General features: G+C 69.9%; 8 protein-coding genes and 1 pseudogene. 6 read left to right on the top strand and 3 right to left on the bottom strand.

Going from position 1 to position 7504, the window contains the following annotated elements; translation table 11 throughout:
- Both ACFR9S_RS02225 and ACFR9S_RS02220 read left to right on the top strand, forming a co-directional pair.
- Positions 1-737: tRNA sulfurtransferase (locus ACFR9S_RS02225; protein WP_379817975.1), on the top strand; the 737-nt coding region annotated here is incomplete at its 5' end.
- A gap of 51 nt (positions 738-788) precedes the next feature.
- On the top strand, positions 789-1235 hold the full coding sequence (locus ACFR9S_RS02220; protein WP_379731873.1) for a DUF5804 family protein: 447 nt from the start codon (positions 789-791) through the stop codon (positions 1233-1235).
- Here the strand turns inward: ACFR9S_RS02220 and ACFR9S_RS02215 are convergent.
- Positions 1232-2173: a PLP-dependent cysteine synthase family protein gene (locus ACFR9S_RS02215; RefSeq protein WP_379817974.1), complete on the bottom strand. Its 942-nt coding sequence runs from the start codon at positions 2171-2173 to the stop codon at positions 1232-1234. The two genes, ACFR9S_RS02220 and ACFR9S_RS02215, sit on opposite strands and share 4 nt — an antisense overlap.
- A gap of 102 nt (positions 2174-2275) precedes the next feature.
- On the opposite strand from ACFR9S_RS02215, the gene ACFR9S_RS02210 reads away from it, so the two are divergent.
- The 4 genes from ACFR9S_RS02210 to ACFR9S_RS02195 all read left to right on the top strand — a co-directional run bounded on the left by ACFR9S_RS02210 (position 2276) and on the right by ACFR9S_RS02195 (position 4388).
- A complete protein-coding gene (locus ACFR9S_RS02210) occupies positions 2276-2839 on the top strand; it encodes a transporter (RefSeq protein ID WP_379731871.1) in 564 nt (187 codons plus the stop codon).
- A 68-nt stretch (positions 2840-2907) separates the two neighbouring features.
- A complete protein-coding gene (locus tag ACFR9S_RS02205; protein ID WP_379731869.1) occupies positions 2908-3303 on the top strand; it encodes a thioredoxin family protein in 396 nt (131 codons plus the stop codon).
- A gap of 251 nt (positions 3304-3554) precedes the next feature.
- Entirely contained in the window at positions 3555-4058 is a 504-nt protein-coding gene (locus tag ACFR9S_RS02200) for a universal stress protein (protein ID WP_379731868.1), read from the top strand.
- Positions 4059-4253: 195 nt separating this feature from the next.
- Positions 4254-4388: a hypothetical protein gene (locus tag ACFR9S_RS02195; protein WP_379731866.1), complete on the top strand. Its 135-nt coding sequence runs from the start codon at positions 4254-4256 to the stop codon at positions 4386-4388.
- Between the two features lie 337 nt (positions 4389-4725).
- Here ACFR9S_RS02195 and ACFR9S_RS02190 read toward each other — a convergent pair whose 3' ends face one another.
- Together ACFR9S_RS02190 and ACFR9S_RS02185 are read right to left on the bottom strand one after the other, a co-directional pair.
- A complete protein-coding gene (locus ACFR9S_RS02190) occupies positions 4726-6924 on the bottom strand; it encodes a thioredoxin domain-containing protein (protein WP_379817972.1) in 2199 nt (732 codons plus the stop codon).
- 46 nt (positions 6925-6970) lie between these two features.
- Positions 6971-7504: pseudogene (locus ACFR9S_RS02185) on the bottom strand (glycosyltransferase family 39 protein); the annotation flags it as partial.

The following is a 7504-nucleotide window of genomic DNA, read 5'->3' as shown; positions in this document are numbered from 1 at the left end:
ACCTCGACGACCCCGACCGGACGTACCGCCTCGACGTTCGCGAGGACGAGGCGTTCGTCTCCGCCGTCGAGTACGACGGGCCGGGCGGGCTTCCCGTCGGGACGCAGGGGAAGACGGTCGCACTGTTCTCGGGCGGGCTGGACTCCCCCGTCGCGGCGTGGGAGCTGTTCAAACGCGGGCTGGAGGTCGTCCCCGTCTACCTCGATCTCGGCGACTACGGCGGCCCGGACCACCTCGCCCGCGCGACCGAGACCGCCCGGACGGTCGCGCGCTCGGCGCCGCACGTCGACACCCGACTGCGCGTCGTGCCCGCGGGCGACCTCGTCGACGATCTGGCCGCCGAGACGGGACCGACGCGGATGCTCTCGCTGCGGCGCGCGATGCTCCGAGTCGCGGAGGCCGTCGCCGAGGATATCGGTGCCCACTCGATCGCGACGGGGGAGTCGATCGGCCAGAAGTCCTCCCAGACCGGCCCGAACGTCCGCGTCACCGACGCCGCCGCGAGCCTGCCGGTCCACCGCCCGCTGCTCACGCGGGACAAGCCCGAGATCGTCGAGCAGGCCCGCGAGATCGGCACGTTCGTCGACGCGACCGTGAACGTCGGCTGTGAGCGCGTCGCCCCCGACTATCCGGAGACCAACGCGACGCTCGCCGCAGTCGAGGCTGCCGAGCCAGACGACCTGCTCGACCGCGCGGAAGCGCTGGCCGACGAGCGCTCCGTGGTCTCCGACGACTGAGGACAGCGCCGGACCGCAACCCACTTCTTCCGCCCCGGCGACCCCCCGACGATGGCGCAGGTCTGTCTGTTGGGCGAGCCCGAGAGCGACCTCCGGTACGAACTGCTCTCCCGGGAGACCGCCCGGGAGGCGCTCTCGACGTACGAGCTGTGGGAGCCCTACGCGAACAGCCTCGCGCTCGACACCGTCTCGATCGGCGCCGCGGTCTCGCTGTTGAACGATCTGAACTGGTATCTCGTCCGGTTCGTCCGGGCGGCGCTGGTGCAGTCGGACTCGGTGTCGGAGACGGAGTGGCTCTCCCGCGAACTGGCGACGGCGATCCGGGACGGCGAGGTCGACCCCGCGGAGACGGGCGAACTCCTCCAGGTGTACGGCGTCGAGGACGGTCGGCCGGAGAATCCCGTCTTCGTCGAGCGGGAGGGCGACTGGACCCCCGAACGCGAGGGGTACGACGAAGTGTTGGTGGTTCGCGTGACCGAGTCGGAGTTCGACGGTTAGCCGTCAGACTGCCACTGGCAGTCCTCTGCCTCCTCGGCCTCGAACAGCCCGGTGGACATGTAGCGCTCGCTGGAGTCGGGGAACACCGTCACCACCAGCGGGTCGTCGACGCCCTCGTCGGCGAGGCGCTGGGCGGTCCGGCGGGCGGCGACGTTGGCGGCGCCGCTTGATTGGCCCACCAGGATCCCCTCCTCGCGGGCCAGACAGCGACACTCCCGCTCTGCGGTCGGCAGGTCGACTGCCTCGACGGCGTCGATCAGCTCCACGTCGAGGTTCGGCGCGACGAACCCCGGTCCCATCCCCTGATAGTCGTCGTGGCCGGACTCACCCGTCGAGAGCACGGCGTTCTCGGCGGGCTCGACCGCGACGACTTCCATCTCGGGGAACTCCTCCAAGAGCCGGCGGCTCGTCCCCGTCAGCGTGCCGCCGGTGCCGACGCCGGCGACGAACGCGTCGACCTCGCGGTCGTCGACCTGGTCGAGAATCTCCGGGCCGGTCGTCTCGTAGTGTGCCCGGGGGTTGGCGGCGTTCTCGAACTGCCGGACCTGCACGTAGTCGCCGGTCGCTTCGAGTTCGTCGGCGCGGTCGCGGGCGTCGCTGATGTCGCCGTCGACCACCTCGATGTCGGCGCCGTAGGCGCGCATGATCCGCCGCCGTTCGGGGGATTTCGACCCGGGGATGACGATCCGCACGTCGTACCCCTTCACCGCGCCGATCAGCGAAAGCCCGATGCCGGTGTTCCCACTCGTGGGCTCGACGATCGCGTCGCCCTCGCCGAGTTCGCCGGCCTCCTCGGCGGCCCGGATCATGTACAGCGCCGGGCGATCCTTCGCGGAGCCGCCGGGGTTCTTCGACTCCAACTTGGCGGCGACGGTGCCGATCGGTGACGCCACCTCGACCAACGGCGACCCGATGGCGTCGATCACGTTCGCGTCCATCTACCCCGACGTACCCGGGTCAGGAGTAAAGGGGTAGCGACACCGGTTTCCGGGCCGCCGCCAGCCGTCAGAGATTTTTACCCGCAAGAGAAGCGTTCAACCATGAGCACCGACAGCGCGATCGATAAACTGCCGGTCGGCGCCGGCGCTGCTGCCGGCATCGGCGCGTACCTGCTCGGCTACCTGCTCACCTACGTCTGGCAGAGCGGCTCCATCGAGGAGCGGCTGTCGGCGTACAACTTCATCGCCGAACTGTTCGGCGGCGAGCCGATCGCCGTCTGGCAGGGGATCGGCTGGCTGTTCTACAACGCCCACTTCGTCGCCACCCGGATCGACGGGTTCGGCGGTACGCAGTCACAGAACTTCATCGCCGGCAGCGACGGCGGTGCGATCACGCTGCTGTACGCGGTCCCGATCGTCCTGCTGCTCGCGGCGGGACTGCTGACCGCGCGACTGGCCGACGCGGACGAACCGGGCGACGGCGCGATCGCCGGCGCCGCGGTCGCGGTCGGCTACTTCCCGCTGGCCCTCATCGGTCGGTTCCTGTTCTCCTACCAGGGGTCGGCCGCGCCGGATCTGATCACGGCAGTGCTGCTCGCCGGGCTGGTCTACCCCCTCCTGTTCGGCGCCGTCGGCGGCGTGCTCGGGAGCGCGTTCGGCGACTGATCGGCAGTTCGGCGGCGATGAACGGCCACTGACGTATGACTTATCCTCGCCCGGACCCATCTTCGTGTATGGCTAACGCAGAGACTGACGCACCCGAATCGACGCTCTCGACGCTCCAGCCGGACCCGACGTGGAGCGCCGAAGCCCACGAGGAGACGGTCGACGCCCTCGCCGCCGACGGCCTCACGTTCCGCATCTGGGGCGGCGACTGGTGTGGCGACTGCCGCCAGCAGCTACCAGCGTTCGCGGCCGCACTGGAGGCCGCGGGCGTGCCCAACGAGCGGATCCACGCCCACGCGGTTGAACGCGTGGACGGCGAGAAAGTCGGCGAGGGCATCGAGGAGTACGGGATCGAACTCATCCCGACCGTGATCGTCGAACGCGACGGGGAAGAGATCGCCCGGTTCGTCGAGAGCGAGGACCGACCGATCGCGGTCTACCTCGCCGACGCACTCTCCGAGTGAGTTCGGGGGTCTCTGAGGCTCCCGGCCCGCCGTGGTCCGCGCGTATCCGCTGAGCACGGAGAACGAACCGATCTTCCCGCGGAGAGCAGAACTTTTTCGCAGGCCGGAGAGGCTCGGCACGACGCCGTCGGTACCGTGCCGGCAGTCGATCCGGTGGACATGCCCGACGGGGAACCGCCTTCAGGAGCCATGGGTTCCACCATTCGGGAATTACGGGAGGGTACTTGTCGGCGACGTGTTTAGGCTGATACATGGCGTTTGTCGTTCCCTTCGACGGGTCGGAGCTCGCGGAAACGGCCCTCGTTCGTGCCAGCGAATTCAGCGGTGTCATGGACGAACGGGTGGTCGCCGTGACAGTGATCCCGAAAGGGGACACGGAGTACGCGAGAGAACACGGCTGGATCGACGCGGACGAGCCGTTCGACGTGGAGTCAGTCGTCACAGCCCTGCACGAACGGGTGACAGAACTCGTTCCGGTGGCGAACTTCCGGCACGAAACCGTGGGGCGGTACGCCTCCGCCGGAACCATCTCGAAACACCTCCGGAAGATGGCGAACGAGGAGGACGCCTCGATGGTGTTCATCGGCAGCGAGAACGCCGGGGATATCGTATCCGGGATCAGTAGCGTGGGGGCGGCCGTCGCGGCGGAGGAAACGTACGACGTGGTGATCATCCGGAACCGGACCCAACCTAAGGTCGACGCACTCAGAGACGTCCGAGAGCATCGACAGCGGAAGTCGGACTTCTACCGATGACTCCCCCGAAGGGGCCTTCCGTCCCCGTCGCTGCAGACGCCCCACCGACCCCGTTTCACTCCGAGTCGGATCGTGAAACGCGTCTCGGCGTACTCGCTCGATCCGGAGGGTACAGCCCGGATACGGTGTGTGTTACCACACCCTACTCAGCTTTTTACTGTCGGCTGTACGACCAGTAATCGAGGTGACGACGACGTGCTACTCGACTCACTGAGCGTGCTTCTCCCCGGGCAGGGGACCCAGTCACGCGACCGCCGTTCGGTCGTGGACGAGGGGTTCCGTGCCCGGTTCGCGCGCGTCGTCGCCGCCGTCGTCGGGTGGGCGATCTGACGCAGGCCGCCCCCCGACGACCCCGTCCCGATCCCGGCCCGTTCGGGCGCTGACGCTCGACCACCGGGTACGGCGACGTGGCCCGTATCGCCCCGCTGACGCACACCCCTCCACAGACGATGTACACACCACGGAACACGCATCCGGCGTATCGCCACCCACCCACCTTCGGAACGATGCTGCTGCTCGCCACCCTGCCGCCGGCGATGGTGTTCGCGGCGGCGTTCCCCGCGGCCACCGTCGGCCTGCTCGTCGGCGCCGTCGCGGGGGCGACCCTGCAGCGATAGCTCGCTCCCCTCGCGGGAGTCAGTGACTCGAGAGGGTCACGCGGATCGTTCTACAGGTTTTCTTCGACCCAATCCAGCGCCACCGAGAGATCCGTCTCCGGCGGCGAGCAGGTGCGCGAGCGACACGCGTACACCGTCGGCTCGCCGTCGCGGGCCTCCCGGCCGGCCCAGATCGGCGGCGCCTCGTCGAGCCCGAGTTCGTCGAGCCACGCCTGAAGCCCCGCCTCCGTTGGCGGCCGTCGGGCGACGACGGCACCCGGAAGGTGGCGATCGGCGAGCGTCTCGCGCCACGCGTCGGGCAGTTCGTCGGCGGCGACGGTGAGTTCGAGCGAGCCGCGCTCGGCCGCGTCGGCCGCCATCGCGAGCGTGGCGTGCTCGACGGGGCTGGCCTCGATCCGGCCACGGTGGGTCGCGAGCGTCTCCCGGGCCACTTCGCCGAGATCATCGCTGGTGAAGTGGTCCAGATCGAGCAGCAGCGCGACCGCGGCGCCGACGCTGGAGGGCGTCGACTGGTCGGTCAACTCCTGCGGCCGCGCGACCAGCTCCTCCCCGTCGTTCGGGGAAAGGTAGAGCGTCCCGTCCTCGGGATCGTAGAACGAGTCGGCGACGACGCCGGCGAGATCGAGCGCGAACGCGAGCGGTTCCACGTCGCCGGTCGCTTGGTACAGCTCGAACGCGCCGCGCCCGAGGAACGCGTAGTCCTCGAGGGCGGCGTCGATCCCCACCTGCCCGTCCTTGAACCGCCGGGCGAGCCGGCCGGAATCGGCATCCCAGAGTTGGTCACGGACGAACGCCAGCGCCGACTCCGCACGCTCGATCCGAGCATCGTCGCCCAGCACGAACCCCGAACGGGCGAACGTCCCGATCAGCAGGCCGTTCCAGCCCGCCAGCACCTTCTCGTCGCGGAGCGGGCGCGGGCGCCCCTCGCGGGCCGCAAAGAGCGTCTCGCGGGCGCCCTCGAGCAGGTCGCGGATCTCGTCCTCATCGTCGGGTGCCTCGACCGTCTCGCCCGCGACCTCGATCTCGGCGCCGACCAGCTCCTCGACGGGCACCGTCTCGTTCAGGACGCTCGTACCCCCCTCGAAGTTGCCGCCGGAGACGACGCCGTAGCGCCGACAGAACAGCGTCGCCGCCGGCTCGTCGACGTGCTCGCGGACCTCTTCGGGCGTCCAGACGTAGAACGCCCCCTCCTCGCGTTCAGGCTCCTCGCCCTCCTCGAGCCGGGAGTCGGGCGTCTCGCTCCGTGCGTCGAGCGTGCTGAAGAAGCCGCCCTCGGGGTGGGAGAGCTCCCGTTCGGTAAAGTCGAGCGTCTCCCGGACGATCTCGGCGTATCGCTCCCGTCCCGTCGCGCGGTAGCCCGCGAGGAACGCCGCCGGGATCGTGGCGTTGTCGTACGCCATCTTCTCGAAGTGCGGGACGGTCCAGTCCTCGTCGACGCAGTAGCGGTGGAACCCGCCGCCGAGGTGGTCGTACAGCCCGCCGCTGCCCATCGCCCCCAGCGCGTTCTCGGCGACCGTCAGCGGCTCGGCGTCGCCCGACAGCGACGCGACGCGGAGCAGGAGTTCGACTCGCCCGGGCTGGGGGAACTTCGGGCTCCCCTGCCCGAACCCGCCGTGCTGGCGGTCAGCGCCGCGGATCGCCGCCGCCGCGGCGTCGTCAAGGATCTCGCTGCTCGGGGGTCCGGTGTCACCCTCCGGGGACTCTGCGGGCGCCATACGGTCCCGCGCGGCCGAAGTCCACTGCTCGGCGCGGTTTTCCATCTCCTCGCGCTGTTCGGGATCGTTCCACGAGTCGGCGATCTGCTGGCAGAGCTGCTCGAAGCCGGGGACGTTCCGCTGGGGCTGCGGCTCGGGCGGGAAGTACGTCCCGACGTAGAACGGCTTCCCCTCCGGCGTCAGAAACGCCGACAGCGGCCACCCGCCGCCGCCGGTCACGAGCTGACAGACCGTCTGGTAGACGCGGTCGAGGTCGGGGCGCTCCTCGCGGTCGACTTTGATCGGGACGAAGTTCTCGTTCAGGATCTCGGCGACTGCGGGGTCCTCGAAGGACTCCTCGGCCATGACGTGACACCAGTGGCAGGCCGAGTAGCCGACCGAGAGGAAGATCGGCACGTCGCGCTCGCGGGCTTCCGCGAGCGCGTCGTCGTCCCACGGCTGCCAGTTCACGGGGTTGTCGGCGTGCTGCTGCAGGTAGGGGCTGGCCGCCCCGGCGAGTCGGTTCCGCGCGTCGCCGCTGGGCGAGTCGGTCATCGTCGGAGAGAGCGCACGGAGGGGGAAGTAGCCGGTGGTCGCGGCGCTACCCGGCCGCGCGGTAGACGACCACGCCGTCGTTCTCGTAGGCGCGCTCCCAGTCCGGCGACGCCGCAAAGGAACGGTCGAGCGTGCCGAACGTCACCTCCGGGTGGCCCCGAACCGTGTAGGCGCCCTTCGGGAGGTAGACGTACTCGGGGTCGACGCCGGCGGCCGCCAGTTCGGCCTCGACGCAGGCCGCCGAATCACACCGCGAGATCGCCTCGAACGACTCCAACTGCGCAGTGTACGCGTCCGGCCCGCGCCACTCTACGCCCCACGGACCGACGAGTATCGTCCGGTCGGCCAATGCGGGGAACCACTCCGCGGCGTCGCCGAGCACGACGAACGTCGCGTCCGGCGCCGTCTCGCGCTCGGCCCACTCCATCGCCGCCACGTCCTCGTCGTCGAGGAACTCGGGGGTGGATGGGTCGCTCGCGAGCGTCATCTCGTGAGCGAGATACGTCCCGCCCGCGACGCTCGCGAGGAGGAGACACGCCGCCGCGGCGGGCTCGCGCCGGTCCACTGCGGCCGTTCCGGG

Source organism: Halolamina salina, from assembly GCF_042678005.1.
In the GTDB taxonomy this organism is placed as follows: domain Archaea; phylum Halobacteriota; class Halobacteria; order Halobacteriales; family Haloferacaceae; genus Halolamina; species Halolamina salina.
Note: the sequence above shows the minus strand (reverse complement) of the source record. Positions and strands in the feature narration are given on the sequence as shown.